This window comes from bacterium (genome assembly GCA_039961635.1).
Taxonomy (GTDB): domain Bacteria; phylum 4484-113; class 4484-113; order JAGGVC01; family JAGGVC01; genus JABRWB01.
The window spans coordinates 41882-56569 of the sequence record JABRWB010000021.1; the positions used below are offsets into that span (position 1 = coordinate 41882).

Genomic DNA, 14688 nt, shown 5'->3' on the forward strand with positions numbered 1-14688 from the left:
TGCGTCTACAAGCTACAGTCGCTGAAAGTATCCATTGACCAAGCCCATTCTGCGGCAGGCGGCCTCCGCCGCCCGGTATTCCTCCTTCGTCACTCTCGCGTCCATACCGGGCGTCGCTTGAGCCTTGTACGCAGGAAAATACTGTGTCATCAGACTTACCGGTATTTCGGGGCTTATCGCGGCTATATCTTCCAAACAGGCGATTGTGTTATCAAGCTGACCGGGAATCATCAGGTGCCGGACAAGCATTCCCCTCACTCCCACTCCGATGTCGTCCGTTTCAAGCGGCCCAACCTGCCGATACATCTCCCGGAGCGCCGCCGCGTTTACTTCGGGATAGTCCTTCGCCTCCGACAACTTCTCCGCAAGCGCCCGATCCCTGTATTTCGCGTCAGGCATGTAGATGTCAATTACACCTTCGAACACCTTCAAGACTTCGACCCGATCGTACCCGCCGCAGTTGTATACAATAGGCAGCCGAAGTCCTCTCTTCGCGGCAATATACAATGCCTCGAACCACTGAAGATTGACGTGCGATGGCGTCACCAGATTGATGTTATGCGCTCCGCGCTCCTGCAGTTCCAAGTAATACCCGGCAATTTCCTCCGCGGCTGCAAAGTTTCCATGGGCCATCTGGCTGATGGGGTAATTCTGACAGAACAAACAGCGCAGGTTGCAACCCGAAAAAAACACGGTGCCGCTGCCCGCATATCCCGAAATCGGCGGCTCCTCGCCGAAATGCAGGTTGTAACTTCCCACCTTGGCAAGTCTTGCGGACTTGCACTCCCCGGCCTCGTCCTCTTCCCGGCGAGCGCCGCACGTCCGCGGGCAGAGCATACACGGGCTGAAAATCTCCCTCAACATTTCCAGCCGGCATTGCCAGTCCGCTTCCGAAAGATTCGTGTATGACGGGTAAAATGCCACCGGCCGATTATATCCGCATCGGATTGGTGGATTCCGTAACGGTTGAACCGCAAATCCAACCCTTGCTACCGGCGGGGGGTATAATCGCTTGTCGGCGCGCAGCCGCAATCCGCGCCGCAAAAGGCTTGCCGATGGCGGGGAGCAAAAACGAAACCGGCAAAATTATGGCGAACGCGCTCATCACGGCCGCGGTTTCCGCGTTGCTCGTTTCATGCGGAGGTGGAAATTCGCGGGGCGTTCCCGGAGGCGACCCCGCCGCACCGGGCCTCAAGCCCCCGGAAAGACCCGGGATTACCACTTCCCCCCCCGCGGTCATAGACGGCGAATTCGCGGCGCTCACCGCCGATTCCGCATCGCTTATCGAATATTTGAATGCAAAAGGAGTCGCCGCGTCAGAAGTGAAACTGCTGGACGGCGGAAAGTCCGCATCGACGAGTGAAGAAGAGCAATCCGAATCGCAAATCGGCCTGGTAGTTTTCGGCGGCGGAGACCGGGCGATTCTGGCCGAGATATCCACGCTTCCGGGCGTGTTCGCGACGTCGGCCCGAAAAAGGTATCCAACTGCACCAATCGGAATCTCGCCGATCAGGGAGCCGAGTTACCTCCCGAACGATCCGCTTTTCGTGGATGCGGAAGTGGACGACACTACGACTCCGCCGACGCTCATCCCGTATCAAAAAACGACGCTCGAACATATCAGCATCGAGGGAGCGTGGGACTTCGCACGCGGCGCGGGCGTGAAAATCGCGATAATCGGCAGCGGCTGCTATTCGGAGCATCCGGACCTTGCAGGCAGAATAAGCCCGCTTTCGCGTAGCTTCCTCGAAACCGGCGGAAACGTGACGGTCGGCACCGAAATCGGCGACGAGCCGCCGTCCGTGGAAGGCGCAACCGGCACATACCTCGCGGGAATCGCAGCCGCCGATCTCAACAACTCCGTCGGAATGGCCGGCGTCGCGCCCGAAGCCGAGCTGTTGATCCTCAAAACCGGACGCGTGTCTAGCGAGCCGACAGACCATTGGGAGATGACCGATCTCGAAATCTCGGCTGCGCTGAAGTACGCAGCGGACAACGGCGCTTCTGTGGTGCTGCTGCCGCTTGCCGTCGTTTCGCAGCCCGAAGCTGAAAGCGTAATCGAGGACGCACTCGCTTACTGCGCGGCCAAAAACACCACAATAGTTGTGCCCGCTGGAGATTCGGACCCGCCCATCGAGGCATCATCCGTTTATCCCGCCAACAGCCCGAAGGAAAACGTGATTGCTGCAGGCGCGCTCTACCTGCCGCCCCTTCTGCCGCTCAACACTTCAAACATAGACACGGCCGGCGGAGCCATCGACCTGGCGGCACCAGGATTCGCCGTAATCGCTACCGACATGCGCCCGGAGGATCCGTTCGCCAACCCGCCGATAACCGGATACGTCTATGTCGAAGGCACCGTCCCCGCCGCGGCGCTAGTAGCCGGCACTCTAGCACTCGCGGACGACGCGCTCGGTACAGCAACTTCCTCACCTGAGCTGCTTAAGGCGATTCTTTTTTCCGGCATCGACGACTGGAGTTCGCTCGGCGTCCCGGACTGGCCGCTCGGTGCAGGAAGATTGAACGCCAACCGCTCTGTCGCCGGCGCGAAGGCGCAAATTTCCCGCCCCGTCCCGCTTGTAATCGTCTCGGTCGAGCCCAATCCTCCGCCGGGAAAGAATGCGACTGCGACCGTTCATGCCTATGTAAGAATCATTCTCGGCGGCGGCTTGAAGCCTTACAGCATCAACGTGAACTGGGGCGACGGCACAAGCTACCCGCCCGGCACGGCGATGGCACCCTACAATGGGGACACCTATTCCCACGCCTATTCCGATGCGGGATCCTATCCGGTGACCATCCGCGTCAGGGACTCGGCCGGCCAGGAGCGCGTCGCAAGCCACGTATTCAACGTTTTCCGCCCGCTCACCGCCCAGATAAGCGCCCGACAGGAAGGCCCAGGCTCGTTTAAGTATCTTTTCAAGGCCGTAGTGGCCAATTCCGACACGACCCAGCCGACTTACCGCTGGGACTTCAACGGCGACGGAGTTTACGACTCGCAGCTTCAGAATCCTGTGCACGAGTTTCCCTCGCCCGGAACCTACCGGGTGAAATTTTACGTACAGGACGGCCGGTTCCCGGTATTCAGGGAGCTTGATTTGACGGTGCCGTAGGGCCGCGGCCGGGCAAAAATCGCCGATTGCTTCTCCAATATCCGCAGACGCGCCTATGCCGCGATAACGCCGCGATTAAAGACCTTCTTGTAAACTGCCAAATCCTGCTTGCACGCTGGCGGAGAACTTCATCGGCAGGTTGCGCGATGATCGCCCGAATCAGCAACGGTGGATTTAACACATTCGCCCCGGTAGTAATAGCGGGGGAGGGTCAGGTGTTTGACAAAAAAGTACGCCGCACAGGAATCGAACCTGTAACCTACTGATTAAGAGTCAGTTGCTCTGCCGATTGAGCTAGCGGCGCACGGGGCGCAGAATATACCAGATGCGCCGCGCCTTGTGAAGCGAACGCCTCGCCACGGGAGCGGCACCGAACCGAGGAACTCACTGTGACAGCAGTACCGGATCGCTTCCGTATTTCGTTTGAATGTGTGGCGTGGAGTGGCAGTTCACGCTGCAGGTTCCCCATCCCTCCCCGCCGACGTGGACCAGCGGCGAGCCGTCCGGCAGCGCGCTCCTGACAAGCTTTTGCGAGGATGATCCGTGCGGCTCGTGGCACTCGATGCACGCGGTCAGCGCGCGCTCCAGGTGCAGCTCGTGCAGGTTGAACGTGTTGGCGAGGACGAATCCGCTGCGGGAGAGACCGGTTAATTCGAAGTACGGGTGGCACCGAAGGCATTCCGCGTTTTGCTCCATCGAATCGTAGAGTGGAACGGCCGCGTCGCCCCAGAACTGGACCTGCTCCAAAAGGATGGGCGCATCATAATCCCCGTGCGCGGGATGGCAGCGCAGGCAGGTTACATTGCCTTCGAAGTAAGGATGGCTGGAAAAGCCCCGGAACTCGTCGCGCGCGTCCGCATGGCAGGACAGGCAAAGAGCGTCGCCTTTCGCCTTGAGCGCAACACCGCCTCCGTCCGAAATCGCGTGGCAGTCGAGGCAGGCTTTTCCGGAAAGCGCCGCGGGGCGCGTTTTATGCGTCCAGCGCGTGAAATTGGAGCGTATGTACGTATCCGAATGGCAGACGCCGCAGTCCTTGCCGCGGAACTCCGCGAGCGAAGGCCAGGGCGATCCGGCATCGGTATGGCAGGACGCGCAGTCGGCGTCGGCGGAATGCGTGAAAGGCGGCGAATCCCCAGTGTCTTGAAGCGCTGCGCCAAGCGCAAGCAGCAGCGCCGCGGCCGCAATTAGGATTAGCTCTGAACGGAACACGGCCGGAGTGTATCACGGGGCTAAACGCGCGGCGGCGTCACTCCGGACTGGCCCTGGTACTTGCCCAGCTTGTCCCGGTAGCTCGTTTCGCAAGCTTCTTCGCTTTCGAAAAACAGCACCTGCGCAAGCCCCTCACCCGCGTAAATCTTGGCGGGAAGCGGAGTCGTATTGGAGATTTCGAGCGTCACGTGGCCTTCCCACTCCGGCTCGAGCGGCGTCACGTTCGTGATGATCCCGCAGCGGGCGTACGTGCTTTTGCCGACGCAGACGACCATGACGTTGCGCGGGATGCGCATATACTCTATTGTGCGGGCGAGCGCGAAGCTGTTGGGCGGGATGATGCAAACATCGCCGCGGAAATCGATGAATGCGCGCTCGTCGAAATTCTTCGGGTCAACGACGGTTCCCCAGACGTTGGTGAAAATCTTGAATTCGTCCGCGACGCGCACGTCGTATCCGAAGCTCGAAAGACCGTAGCTGATTACGCCGGGAGCGACGCGTCCTTCTTCGAAAGGTTCGATCATCGCGTGCTCGCGCGCCATCCGCCGTATCCATGCATCGCATTTGATCATTGGAAGCACCCTGCTGCGGCCGGGGAAACGCTCGGGAAATCCGGCCTAATACCTGTCTTCTTCGTCTTCCAGGTCTTCCTCGTCGTCGTCCACAAAGGAATCTTCCTCCTCGGAAACGAGGGATTCCTCTTCCTCGTCGTCGTCGTCCCAATCTCCGCCGCGTTCGAAACCCTCATACTCGTCGGCGTCCTCCGGATAGATGTGGACCGCCCCGCACACCGGACAGTACGGTGCATCCACCGGCAACCTGGCCTTGCACTCCAAGCACATCGAAGTGAGGCTTTCCATGTCGATGTTCATGTCCGCCATGAACCCGCCGCGGTCGCCCGCCGCAAGGTGCGCGTTCACCTTCTGAAGGATCTCCTCCATCTCTTCGCGCTCGGCCGGATCCTCTTCCTGCTCAAGGTGACGCTCGGCGAAGTGCTTCGCCATCTCATAATCGCCCACGTCGGCCAGAAAGTCGGCGACATAGAACAGCGTGTACTTGTCGTTCTCCTGCGTGCGAAGCGCGTGCTTGAAACTGCGCCAAGCCTCCCGCGGCATGTCCAGCGCGGCGAAGGTGAGGCCGAGCATGTTGTACGCCTCGTGATGATCCTTCTCGGCGCGGATCACGTCGTTGAACAGTTCGAGCGCGTCCTCGAACTCGTCCTCCTCATAGGCGGCCATCCCGCTCGCGAACGCCTCTTCCGCGTCTATATCGCCGGCGGCGATGCCGCTTTCGTCGGGGTCGGTTTCATAGGCTTCGTCCTGGGTGTCGACTAGCAGGCTGCTGCAGTCCACACAGGTGGTGAAGCCCTCACGATATTCTGTTTTGCACTTGGGGCACCAGGGCACGGCGCGGAATTATAGCGTTGCCTTTGTGCGTGTCAATAAATTTTCGGCGCCGCGGAAAAATGTATGCGCGGCGCTTTTCACGACACAATCGCATCCTCGATGGCTTCCACTATTTCGCTCTCTGGCGCAAGCCCGAACACGCGCGCCAGCACCCGCCCGCTGCGGTAAATGATCACGGTCGGGATCACAAGAACGCCGGCGCGATCGCTAAGACGAGGGTTCGCTTCTAGGTTGATGGAGAAAAACGATGCGCTGTCCGAGTATTTCTTTTCGATCGTGGACAGCATCACCGACATCTGGCGGCTGGGACGGCAGAAAGAGCTCCAAAAGAAGCATATTGCCGGCTTCCTGGCCGATTTGATTTCGTCGTCGAAACTGGATTCAGAAAGCTCCTGCATCGGCGGGATTATACACGCGGCGGTGGCTTCAAGCGGAGGCCGGGGAAATCGAAAAAGCAACGCCCTCCAGATAGGGGGCTGTCAGGTTGGTAGAGCCGGGTCTACCAGGTGGGCGCTTCATCACGTACCCTTGGGCACGGGAGTCTCCGGCGCCCCGTTTTAAGTTGTTGACTCTCTTGACGCTGACGCCCATCCGATCCGGCGGGCATGATTATTATATCGCGTTTTCTCGAAATCGCGCGCATGCTGATATCATGCGGCGGATTTCCGCGGACTTTGAGCCGGAAATCGCAAAAGGAACCGAAATGAGCCATCCCTGGCACGACGTGCCCATCGGGGCTGAAGCTCCGAACGAGTTCAACTGTGTTATTGAGATACCGAAGGGCAGCAAGGTCAAATACGAGCTGCACAAGGAGACCGGCCTGCTCAAGGTGGACCGCGTACTCTACTCCGCCGTCATCTATCCGGCGAACTACGGGTTCATTCCGCAGACGCTTGGCGACGACCGCGACCCGCTGGACGCGATGGTGCTTATGCAGGAGCCGGTCTACCCGCTTTCAATCCTGCGGGCGAAGCCCATCGGGATGATGACTATGATCGACCAGGGCGAGCAGGACGAGAAGATAATCTGCGTCCATCTGGACGACCCGGAGTACCGTCACTACAACCACATCAAGGAGATGCCCAGCCACCGGCTGGACGAGCTGCGCAATTTCTTCGAAGATTACAAGAAGCTGGAGCTAAAAGACGTGCTGGTGCACGACTTCCTGGGTCCGTACGAAGCGATGAAAGCCGTCGAAAGCGCAATGGCGCTGTATAAAAAGATGCGCCGGAAAAAAGCGGGGGGGGCCAAGTTGGGATGAGCGAGGCCTCGCCCGGTTTGTAGCGGCGAACTGCTTGCGCCTGTTCAAAGTGCAACCGGCAAAGGGCAAAGGTGGCCTGGCTCACCGTCAGGCTAGCATCCGGCAAGTCGAAAAACCGCCGCGCGTTCCGCCAGCGATTGCTCGGCCATCGGCAAGCGGATTGTATCCGACTGCTGCGGATTCGGCCACTGAAAACCGCCGGTAAATCGAATTCGGTTTACCAGTCGAGCAGCCTGCGCTCTCCCGCAAGCGCCCTGATCGGCGTTACGTCTTGTACGACTTCGAGCGAGCCGCGGTATTTGCCCTGCGCGTCCCTTACCGCAAAATAGCGGATATGCACGAATTTGTTCTGGAACGGAATCCAGAACTCGGCCACGTCCTTTGAGCCGCTTCTGAATTCGTCCAAAATCCGGTTTACGATGTGGATGCTTTCCGGGGGATGGCAGTTCTGCACCTTGCGGCCGATCGCGCCGGGGCTTCGCGGGAAAATCTTGTCGCCCAAATTCTCGGTGTAATAGCGCACCGTGTCGTTTTCGTCCACGTAGGATAGCTCTACAGGCAGGTGGCGCATTATCAGGTTGACCTGCTCTAGCGTCAAAAGCCCCGTGTCGAGCGGCAGTCCGCGCGCCAGGCCGGCCACTCCGCCCGTCTCGTCGAAAAGCTCTTCCGCGATTTCCGCCTTCCACTCGTCGCCCGGCTGGGCCAGTGCGTAACCGATGGTGTCCTCGCCGCGGCGCGCCTCCGCCCACTCGGCGTCGGTCAGGATTTCGAGCGCCATCGGGAAAAGGATGTTGTCCTCCTTGTAGGCCATGTCTATGACAGCGGTCGCGAGAACCTGCCCTTTCTTGACCAGCGTCTCGGTGTCGCCGGACGCGAACGCGGCGCGGGCGTCCTTGAGCAATGCGCGGATGTCGTCATGCACAGCCCACATCACATGCGGCGGGCCGGTGATTCCATGGCGTTCCAAATATGGGAAGAGCTCGTTTTCCTTGCGGATGTAGTGGTTTTCCAGCTTGCCAATCGTGTCGAGCAGCGACGAGAGGCGGCCGTATTCCGCCGCGAACCGCGATTCATCAGGCGGCAAACCGATCGCGGAAAGAATTTCGCGGATTTCCTGCGCCGCGGCTTCGAGCAGCCGGTTGTCCGCCATATAGGTATTCACCGGGTGGCCGGGAGGCGTGTCGGGCGCGTGCTTTTTGTCCAGCGCATCGCGGAATATCTCGACATGGACATCGCACAGGCGCTTGATTTCCTCGCGGGGCATGCCCTCCTTTACAAGCTCCTCCTCCATTTCCGCGATTTCGGATGCATCCACATCCTCCACCAGGTCGCGAAAGCGTTTTTTCAGCTCGCCGAAATCAACACCTGCATGCAGGTCGCGGATGATTCCCTTCAAAATTTCCTTGCGCGCTCCCTCGTCACTGCCGGGGACGTCGATTTCGACCGGAAGCGATTGGCCTGTCTTTTCCTTTATCTTTGCGGCGATGGCCGCGGCCAGCTCGGATAGGTCGTTTCCGCCCATCGTACAGATCTTGCTCAAATTCGCCGTGCGGCCCAGCGTGTTTCGAAGAACCGGATTGCGCAGAAGCGAGAACTTTGGATTGTACGCGGCCAGAAAGTCCGCCAGGAACGGATACAAGGACAGAAGATCGAACAGCCGAGTTTTCGGTGTGATTTTCATTTGACGCCTCTAAAAGAAATACTTTATAAGCCAGTCCACTCGTCCGCGCTTGACGAAGTAAATGCCGGAAAACCGCATCACTTCCTTGATGCGCTTTCGCATTGCGGGCTTGTAGCAGTGCGCCGGGCAGTCCTTGCATTTCGGCTTCGGATTGAAAGGACAGCATTCCCTGCGCCGCCGCGCGTAATCGTACAACGCCGCGCACTCATCGCAAAGCTCGCGGGGCTCGGTGCCATGATTTTTCCGGCAGTAAACCCCGACAAACCTGTGCAAAATCACAAGGTCGCGGTCCAACGCCTCGCGCGGAGGTTTGATGCGCGTGCGCCAAGATGAAGCGAATCGAAATTGCATGGCCGGTACCGCCGCGCCGGACGCGGCGGTGCGACTTTATACCCCGTCTTTCCACGCCTGGCGCTTTGAGCTACTTCTTGCGAAGAAGTTTTTTTAGCGAGCCAGCCGCTTCCGAAAGCCGCGATTTGGCAAGTTCCTCGCGGATGAGCGCGTCCGCGCGCGACATCAAGTTGCCCAGCACGCACTGTTTGCCGTCGCACAATTGGACTCCCAGCAGACAACGCTTGGATTCTAGCGGTCCTTCAACCGCTTCGTATACCTCAAGCAGCGTGATATCCTCGGCCGGATAGCCAAGCGAAAATCCGCCGTTCGGTCCGCGCACCGAGTTGACGAATCCTTCCTTTGCGAGCCTCTGCATAACTTTGGAAAGGTGCGCTTCAGAGACGTGCATCAATTGGGCCATTTCGCGCGTGGATACTGCCTTGCCGTCGCGCGCAGCGAGAAGCACCATCCCGTGCATAGCGAGGTTTGCAGCTTCGGAAATTTTAAGCATTTCAGACATGACAATGCCCCCTGAAAACTACCGCAAATCCGCCGATACAGGTAATACGGTACTATTTAACCACAGTTTCGGCAACCGGTCAATTGTGATTGTTGTTGTGCGCAGTATCACGATGGTACGAAATTACGGGGTAAAATGGCGCAACAACGCACCGAAGTTCACAAGCGGCATACGGCGTCGAACTTCACGCTGCGCATCCAGTCAGCAAATACGCGGCAGCAAATCGCCCGTTAGAACATCCACAATGCGGCTTCCGCCGATTTCGGTTTCAAGTAAGACCCGCGGCGTTTGCGACGCATCCGTTTTCCGGACGACCTCACCGATTATCGCCGCCTCCCTGCCCTGCCTGTGGCTTTTCAGCGCATCGAGCGCACTTGCTACGGAATCCGCGTCGTCTTCGACGAAGAACACGCACTTGCCCTCGTTCGCAAGGTGGAGCACATCGTATCCGAGCAGATCGCACGCGCCGCGGACTTTGTCCAAAACCGGTATTGCGGATTCCGAAATCCGGATATCAACTTGGCTGGCTGCGGCGATTTCGTTAAGTACGCTTGCAAGCCCGCCGCGCGTCGGATCGCGCATTGCTTTCACCTTGCGGGGCGCGGCCGCGAGTACCGCGCCGATCATCTCCGCCAGCGGCGCGCAATCGGATTCGACCTGCCCGGCGAATGACAGCCCCTCGCGCACCGCCGCAATCGCTATCGAATGTTCGCCCAGCGTTCCGCTTAGAATTATCTTTTGACCGGGCGCCGCCAGGTGCGGGCCGACTTCGACGCCTTCGGGAACCGCGCCGATCCCGCTCGTGTTGATGAATATTCCGTCGGCCGCGCCGCGGTCCACCACTTTCGTGTCGCCCGTGACGATTCGCACTCCGGCTTCGCGCGCGACCGCCGCCGCGCCGTCCAAATATTCGCCCAGTTCCGCGGTCGGCAACCCTTCTTCGATCACGAGTGCGAGCGATATGACGGCGGGGCGCGCCCCCATCACGGCGAGATCGTTCACCGTGCCGCAAACCGCGAGCTTGCCGATGTCCCCGCCGGGAAACCGCCGCGGTGAAACGACATAGCTGTCCGTCGTGAAAACAATACGCCCGCCCGCCGCAAGCCCGATGTCGTCGGGCGAAAGCACCGCGCCGTCCGCGAGCATCGCCGGATCCTGACCGCCCAGCCGCGAGATGATGAACGCGTGCAGCCTGTGGGAGAGCAACCCTCCCGCTCCGTGCGCAAGCCTTATCCGGTCTTCCATCGTGGAGATTTTATGCCATCGGGCAATGCGCGGGCAACGGCGCAGTGCCCGCGATCATAGCCCAGAGTACGCTTTGGCCGATTGAGTTATTCAACCGCTGGAACCGACGTATTCCGAAATCACAACGGCGCTGCCAGACGGCAGGGGTGAGCTGGAATTGAGCGAAACGCTTTTATCCATTGCCGGATGGCTGCTACCCCGACTTAAGAAGAAGCCATACCAGTAGCACCAGCACGCCCACCGCCAGCGCGTTCACGATTATGTAGTAAAGCGGAATAAGCGGATGCGGCGCGATCCGTCCCGCGCGCTTGAGCTCGTCCACGAACTCGGTGCGCTTGAGAAGCCTCATCCCGCAGCGGACGCAATAGGTCTCCTCGGCCGCGTTTTCCATTCCGCAGTCCGCGCAGTAAACCGGCCGGCCGGGATCGATGGCCGCCCTGGTGCGCGGATAACCCGTCAGCTGCGCGACGCCCTGCTCCCGCTTCAGGTAAAGCGGCATGTCGTCCGCGCCGACGGCAGCGGTCTTTCCCGCGACGGACGCCGGCCTGCGCGCCTGCGCGCCGCCGAACGTCACGTTCTTCAGGTGCTCCTCCTGCTCGACGCGGGCAAGCTCCACGGCGAAATCCTTCGCCCGCTGGAAGCGGTCGTCCGCGTTCTTTGCGAGCGCGCGGAAAAGAACGTTCTCCAGCCGTTGCGGAAGCTCCGGGTTGTATATAAGCGGGCTGGCCGGATGAACGTGCGTGATGTTGTACATCGTCTGGGTGATGTCTTTGCCCTCGAACGGCTTGCGGCGTGTCAAAAGCTCGTAACACACGACGCCGAGCGAGAAAATGTCGCTGCGGTGGTCAACCTTCGCCTTGTGGCTGCCCTGGATCTGCTCGGGCGACATGTAATTGGGAGTGCCGACTATAGAGCCTTCCTGCGAAAACGTCGCATCCTCGGAAAGCTTGACGATGCCGAAGTCGGTGATGAATATGCGGCCCTCGGCGGTTCGCACGATGTTCGCCGGCTTGATGTCGCGGTGGACGATGCCCAGCCGGTGGATGGCGTCGAGGCCGTCCGCGACCTGAAGAGCGATGTCGCTCACGTCGGAAAGCGAAAAACTCGTGCCGAGCTCCAAAAGCTCCTTGAGGTTCGAGCCCTCGATGAACTCCATCGCGATAAAGTGCCTGTCGCCATCGCGGCCCGCCTCGTAAATTTCAATCACATGCCTGTTGGCGATGCTCTTTGCCGCAGACGCTTCCGCCTCGAACCGGGCGAGCAGCTCGTTCACCTGCGACTCGGTCAGGTCTGCTTCGGGGCGGAAAACCTTGACGGCCGCGCGCCGGTTATTGTCCGGGTCGTACGCGTCGTACACGACGGCCATCGCGCCGCGGCCCGCGATTCCGCGGATTTCGTAGCGCCCGATGCGCGAAGGAAGCTGGATCGAATTCACCGGCGGGGATTATCGCGCAGCGCGGCATCGCGTTCTGGAACTCAGTCCCACATTACAAGGTATTCCTCGTTTCGCTCCATGTCGCCGCCGCACTTGGGGCAGGGGGAGGGATGGTTCCACGGCGTGATTCTGTGCTTTGCGGAGTTCGGGCAACGCGGCCGCCGTTTTTTCAACTGCGGATTCTCGCCGTCCACCAGAATAGTCCCGACGCAGCCGTCGAAAAGCTCAAGGCACTCCTCGCATTTAAACGTCTGCGTGACGGCCAGGAAGCCTCTATCTTTTCCGCCGCCGACTTCGCAGCCGTAACCGCAGGATTTGCATTCGAACAAATTGACGGAGCCCATGGCGCAAGTTCCCCTTTTCGGCGGCGAAATTCCAGCCGAAAGATCGTTTCCCGGCAGCGCTAGCCTTTGGTAATCCGCACGACCTGGATGGCCTGCGGCCCCTTCGGCGTATCCTTGACGGAGAATTCCACAAGCTCGTTTTCGTCGAGCTCTCGGTATCCACCGCCCATAATTTCCGAAAAGTGCACGTAAACGTCCGGTGCTCCCTCGCGGGAAATGAATCCGAAGCCCTTCGCTGCGTTGAACCACTTGACGTGGCCTTTCTCACGTTCCGACATATCACTCTCCAAAGTTTGATGCGGCGCGCGGGTCGAACCCGCACGTCCCGATTATGCATTTTCCCTCCCCCAAATGTCAACGGGATGAAACGGCAAACGAAGTTCCCCCTTGCCGATTGCGGTTTCACGCGCGAAAAACCGGCGCGGGCGGATTCGCCCCCGCCGGAATGGTCTGATTTTGCCGGTAGCCCGGCGCGGCCTTTACATATGGCCGAGGCGCTGAACCTGGGTGGCCTGCGGGCCTTTGGGCGTGTCGGCCACGATAAACTCGACCGTCTCACCCTCGTGAAGCTCGCGGTATCCGCCGCCCATTATCTCGGAGAAGTGGACGTACACGTCCGACTGCCCCTCACGCTCGATGAATCCAAAGCCCTTTGCGGCGTTGAACCACTTCACGCGTCCTCTGCTGCGTTCTGCCATTTAATTCCTCCATGCACGATACGGTACAGTATTGCTAAGGGGTCTTGCTGCGTCATACATGAAGATCTGGCAAACCGGACGATCAAGCTGATGCAACTTACAACCTTCCCAGCGGTCAAATGATATCCGCATCTTATGTGAATTGTCAAGGGGAAGCTGTTATCTGTTCTTCATCCGCGGGTCGAGGATGTCCCGCAGGCCGTCGCCGAAAAGGTTGAATCCCAGAACCGTAATCGCTATGGCCAATCCCGGAAACACCGCCAGCCACGGCTTGGTCGTCATATAGTTGCGCCCGTCGGCCAGCATCTGGCCCCAGCTGGGCGCGGGAGGCGCGATGCCCAGCCCGAGGAACGACAGCCCCGCCTCCGAAAGAATGTTCGTCGCCACGCCGAGCGTGCCGAGCACGATGATCGGCGCAAGGCAGTTGGGCACGATGTGGCGGAAGATAATCCGGAAATGGCTCGCTCCCACGGCCCGGGCCGCCTCGATGAACTCCTGCTCGCGCAGCGAGAGCACCTGTCCGCGGATGACGCGCGCTATCCCTGTCCATCCCGTTATTCCCAGCGCGACGAACAGCCCCCACAACCCCGGCTTCTCGAATATCGCCAGTATTCCGATCGCCAGCAAAATGCCGGGGAACGCGTAGAACGTGTCGGTGATTCGCATTAAAAGCGAGTCCAGGAATCCGCCGAAATAACCGGACAGCGCGCCGATGAAAATCCCGATTGCCACACTTATGAGTACGCTCACGATGCCGACCAAAAGCGAGATGCGTGTGCCGAAGATTATGCGGGAGAGGATGTCCCGGCCGTGGATGTCCGTGCCGAGGTAAAACTCGCTTACGATTTTTGAATCCGGCATCGCCATCGTTTCCGCGACCATCTCCCGGTACGTCTTTTCGCCGTATTTCTCGCGTTCGCGATCGTACAACGGACGAAGCGAATAGGGCGCGACGCCGGACACTCCCTTTATCTGCTCGATTGGATCGTACGGCGCGATGAAGTTCGCCAAAAGCGCGGTGAACACTACGACGAGCACGATGGCGAGCCCGATGACGCTCGTCTTGTTGCGCGCAAGCCGCCTTAACGTGAGTATGAATCCGGCCATATCCGGCTAGAAGCCGGGGTATTGTAGCGCGCGGGGAGTTGCGGGATGTGAATAAGAACTGTATAATTGAAATGCCGCAGATGCGCGGCAGGTGGCCGCTCTTGGCTTTCGAAAAAACTACCAATTTCGGGGCGGCCCGGTGCGCCGGGCGGGTGATGTACCCGAGGCTTTCAGCCTCGGAAATCGCAGGCTGGAAGCCTGCGCTACCATACGCATACGATCCAACCGGGGCCAATCGCGAGGTACCCGAGGCTTTCAGCCTCGGAAAATTCCCCGGCTGGAAGCCGGGGCCACATTACGAATACGACGCCAACTCCAACGTCTCCAAGATCACCT

16 protein-coding genes and 1 tRNA gene are annotated in these 14688 nt (G+C 59.6%); 2 read left to right on the top strand and 15 right to left on the bottom strand.

Translation table 11 applies throughout. The features are described 5' to 3' along the window. Positions 1-12: 12 nt before the first annotated feature. Entirely contained in the window at positions 13-924 is a 912-nt protein-coding gene (locus HRF49_03560) for a radical SAM protein (GenBank protein MEP0813728.1), read from the bottom strand. A gap of 131 nt (positions 925-1055) precedes the next feature. Here HRF49_03560 and HRF49_03565 point away from each other — a divergent pair, with 131 nt between their 5' ends. Next, positions 1056-3113 carry a S8 family serine peptidase gene (locus HRF49_03565; GenBank protein MEP0813729.1) on the top strand — a complete coding sequence of 686 codons (2058 nt, stop codon included), beginning with the start codon at positions 1056-1058 and terminating at the stop codon, positions 3111-3113. A 231-nt stretch (positions 3114-3344) separates the two neighbouring features. Here the strand turns inward: HRF49_03565 and HRF49_03570 are convergent. From HRF49_03570 to HRF49_03590, 5 genes are all read right to left on the bottom strand, one after another. After that, positions 3345-3417 (bottom strand) — tRNA-Lys (locus HRF49_03570). Positions 3418-3497: 80 nt separating this feature from the next. Next, positions 3498-4322, bottom strand: coding sequence for a hypothetical protein (locus HRF49_03575; protein ID MEP0813730.1), 825 nt, complete (start codon positions 4320-4322; stop codon positions 3498-3500). Positions 4323-4342: 20 nt separating this feature from the next. Beyond that, positions 4343-4894 (bottom strand): dCTP deaminase, encoded by a 552-nt coding sequence (locus tag HRF49_03580; GenBank protein MEP0813731.1) that lies wholly within the window; start codon positions 4892-4894, stop codon positions 4343-4345. Between the two features lie 45 nt (positions 4895-4939). Continuing rightward, positions 4940-5674: a hypothetical protein gene (locus HRF49_03585; protein ID MEP0813732.1), complete on the bottom strand. Its 735-nt coding sequence runs from the start codon at positions 5672-5674 to the stop codon at positions 4940-4942. Positions 5675-5805: 131 nt separating this feature from the next. Continuing rightward, complete coding sequence (locus HRF49_03590; GenBank protein MEP0813733.1) at positions 5806-6126, bottom strand: hypothetical protein; 321 nt, start codon at positions 6124-6126, stop codon at positions 5806-5808. A gap of 305 nt (positions 6127-6431) precedes the next feature. On the opposite strand from HRF49_03590, the gene HRF49_03595 reads away from it, so the two are divergent. Beyond that, positions 6432-6989 (top strand): inorganic diphosphatase, encoded by a 558-nt coding sequence (locus tag HRF49_03595; protein ID MEP0813734.1) that lies wholly within the window; start codon positions 6432-6434, stop codon positions 6987-6989. A 217-nt stretch (positions 6990-7206) separates the two neighbouring features. Here HRF49_03595 and HRF49_03600 read toward each other — a convergent pair whose 3' ends face one another. The 9 genes from HRF49_03600 to HRF49_03640 form a co-directional block, all read right to left on the bottom strand. Then, positions 7207-8670, bottom strand: a complete 1464-nt coding sequence (locus HRF49_03600; GenBank protein ID MEP0813735.1) for a DUF438 domain-containing protein — start codon at positions 8668-8670, stop codon at positions 7207-7209. 9 nt (positions 8671-8679) lie between these two features. Next, entirely contained in the window at positions 8680-9021 is a 342-nt protein-coding gene (locus HRF49_03605; protein ID MEP0813736.1) for a nitrous oxide-stimulated promoter family protein, read from the bottom strand. 70 nt (positions 9022-9091) lie between these two features. Continuing rightward, positions 9092-9523 carry an Rrf2 family transcriptional regulator gene (locus HRF49_03610; GenBank protein ID MEP0813737.1) on the bottom strand — a complete coding sequence of 144 codons (432 nt, stop codon included), beginning with the start codon at positions 9521-9523 and terminating at the stop codon, positions 9092-9094. A 201-nt stretch (positions 9524-9724) separates the two neighbouring features. Then, positions 9725-10768, bottom strand: coding sequence for a hydrogenase expression/formation protein HypE (hypE, locus tag HRF49_03615; protein MEP0813738.1), 1044 nt, complete (start codon positions 10766-10768; stop codon positions 9725-9727). Positions 10769-10961: 193 nt separating this feature from the next. After that, positions 10962-12203 (bottom strand): protein kinase, encoded by a 1242-nt coding sequence (locus HRF49_03620; GenBank protein MEP0813739.1) that lies wholly within the window; start codon positions 12201-12203, stop codon positions 10962-10964. A 41-nt stretch (positions 12204-12244) separates the two neighbouring features. Next, positions 12245-12547 carry a hypothetical protein gene (locus tag HRF49_03625; protein ID MEP0813740.1) on the bottom strand — a complete coding sequence of 101 codons (303 nt, stop codon included), beginning with the start codon at positions 12545-12547 and terminating at the stop codon, positions 12245-12247. Positions 12548-12606: 59 nt separating this feature from the next. Beyond that, on the bottom strand, positions 12607-12825 hold the full coding sequence (locus HRF49_03630; GenBank protein MEP0813741.1) for a cold shock domain-containing protein: 219 nt from the start codon (positions 12823-12825) through the stop codon (positions 12607-12609). 201 nt (positions 12826-13026) lie between these two features. Then, complete coding sequence (locus HRF49_03635) at positions 13027-13245, bottom strand: cold shock domain-containing protein (GenBank protein ID MEP0813742.1); 219 nt, start codon at positions 13243-13245, stop codon at positions 13027-13029. A 159-nt stretch (positions 13246-13404) separates the two neighbouring features. After that, positions 13405-14352, bottom strand: coding sequence for an ABC transporter permease (locus HRF49_03640; protein ID MEP0813743.1), 948 nt, complete (start codon positions 14350-14352; stop codon positions 13405-13407). Positions 14353-14688: the final 336 nt, after the last annotated feature.

What these genes read in the sequence shown, in the direction of transcription:
- HRF49_03565 (MEP0813729.1), top strand. Translation starts at nt 1,056, where the DNA reads ATGGCGGGGAGCAAAAACGAAACCGGCAAAATTATGGCGAACGCGCTC.
- HRF49_03580 (MEP0813731.1), bottom strand. Translation starts at nt 4,894, where the DNA reads ATGATCAAATGCGATGCATGGATACGGCGGATGGCGCGCGAGCACGCG.
- HRF49_03590 (MEP0813733.1), bottom strand. Translation starts at nt 6,126, where the DNA reads ATGCAGGAGCTTTCTGAATCCAGTTTCGACGACGAAATCAAATCGGCC.
- HRF49_03595 (MEP0813734.1), top strand. Translation starts at nt 6,432, where the DNA reads ATGAGCCATCCCTGGCACGACGTGCCCATCGGGGCTGAAGCTCCGAAC.
- HRF49_03600 (MEP0813735.1), bottom strand. Translation starts at nt 8,670, where the DNA reads ATGAAAATCACACCGAAAACTCGGCTGTTCGATCTTCTGTCCTTGTAT.
- HRF49_03605 (MEP0813736.1), bottom strand. Translation starts at nt 9,021, where the DNA reads ATGCAATTTCGATTCGCTTCATCTTGGCGCACGCGCATCAAACCTCCG.
- HRF49_03610 (MEP0813737.1), bottom strand. Translation starts at nt 9,523, where the DNA reads ATGTCTGAAATGCTTAAAATTTCCGAAGCTGCAAACCTCGCTATGCAC.
- hypE (MEP0813738.1), bottom strand. Translation starts at nt 10,768, where the DNA reads ATGGAAGACCGGATAAGGCTTGCGCACGGAGCGGGAGGGTTGCTCTCC.
- HRF49_03625 (MEP0813740.1), bottom strand. Translation starts at nt 12,547, where the DNA reads ATGGGCTCCGTCAATTTGTTCGAATGCAAATCCTGCGGTTACGGCTGC.
- HRF49_03630 (MEP0813741.1), bottom strand. Translation starts at nt 12,825, where the DNA reads ATGTCGGAACGTGAGAAAGGCCACGTCAAGTGGTTCAACGCAGCGAAG.
- HRF49_03635 (MEP0813742.1), bottom strand. Translation starts at nt 13,245, where the DNA reads ATGGCAGAACGCAGCAGAGGACGCGTGAAGTGGTTCAACGCCGCAAAG.
- HRF49_03640 (MEP0813743.1), bottom strand. Translation starts at nt 14,352, where the DNA reads ATGGCCGGATTCATACTCACGTTAAGGCGGCTTGCGCGCAACAAGACG.